General features: G+C 56.5%; 1 protein-coding gene. It reads right to left on the reverse strand.

Translation table 11 applies throughout. The features are described from left to right. On the reverse strand, positions 1-1463 hold a 1463-nt coding region (locus ACXR2T_RS15740), incomplete at its 3' end, for an IS1634 family transposase (RefSeq protein ID WP_458840486.1). Positions 1464-1577: the final 114 nt, after the last annotated feature.

Raw genomic sequence — 1577 nt, forward strand, 5'->3', positions numbered from 1 at the left:
GTCAGGGCCGCGGGAACCCTGTGCTCGTTACCCTCGATCACGATCACCGCGTCTTTCACCGGGGCCAACAACTTCACAAACCGCTTAATCGATATGCCGGTGGCTTCTTGGATATGCCGCGACATCGCGATGGCACAAAACACGACCGTGAGATGCGCCTCGATCTTTTCTCGCTGCCGATGAAAAATGGGGCGAGCCCGCAGGTCAGTCTTCGCCATCCGAAATGACGCTTCCACGTTGAATAGCTGGTGATACGCCTCAATTACTGTAGCCGCTGAGGCGGTCAACATCGGCAGGTTCGTCACATACCCCTTAATACCGGCTCGCTGCTTCGCGGATTCCACCAGCGCATCATCGACGCTCTTCTGCGCGTCTGTGATCTTCAAGAACCGGCCCTTTTTCACAGGCGTCGTTCCCGCAACTACTTTGCGGGCTTTCTCGACTTGCTTCTCAATGTTGCGCAGATCAAGACGGGCACGTTTCTCGCGATACTGGTACACCACCCGACGTTGTCTACGGGTCTCACCCCGACCAAACCACTGCTGTGATTCAAACACTTGGCCGTCTTCAAGGACCCCACCTTTGTGATGGAACTCGGCGATATCGTACGGGGTTTTCGCGATCCTGGACCCCACAATGAATGAGTAGCCAGCGTTCTCTAACGCAAGGAGATTTGCGGCAGAGAGCATGCCCGCGTCACACGCCACACTCACCGTGACGTCCGGGTGCTGCGCTCTAAACGCATCAAGCACAGGCACTAAGGTGAGCGTTTCTGCTTTGTTCCCCTCGAAGGAATGTAATTGCAGGGGGAAGCCACGTTCGTCCACGAGCAGACCGACCACAATTTGGGGTTCCAGTCGTCGTTCTTTGGAGAGCCCCGGGATACGGTAGTCATCTTCTCGTTCAACCTGAAAAAACAATGTCGTGACGTCGTACAACACCAGGGTGAGGTGCTCGGTTCCACGAAACTTGACGCACGCTTTCGAGAACAGGTCGCGGTAGCCCTCATCAGCGGCACGATTCAGGGAACGGTGGATGCCTGTGTTCGAGGGTGGGGTGAGGCCCAGCTCGTCAAGGATGCGAATGGTGTCAAGTTTTGAGGCGGGCTCGATGATGCGTGCGATCACGAGGTCGCGGAACACGGCGTCATCGACGACGGAGGCAAACCCGAGGCGCGTGTATACGCCTGCGAGGGTGTCGTAGAGTAGCCGCGAGTACGCGCGTGTCAGCACTGCTGTTGATGCGGGAGCCTGGGCAAGATCGAGCTCAAACTCGCCTTGTCCGGCGTTGCGTTCTCGTTCACGGATGCGTTGTTTCGCGATATCGGTTAAGAGTGCTAGATCGGTGTCAGTGTGCGCGGACCCGATGTGGTCGATTCCGGTGACTTGACGCCCAGTCTTCGTGATGATCTGGACCGCGGTCGCGCCAGACTTCGTCTTGACTTTCCGCACGAATACTGACACGTCTTCAGCATATATAGGGGCGCGTTAGTAACCACATTTTCCACGAAGCCCCGCAGGAATTCAACGTTCTTGCCCTCAAATACCGGAAAATCACCCCAAAGCGGTCAACTCAGG

This window comes from Leucobacter faecis (assembly GCF_054456635.2).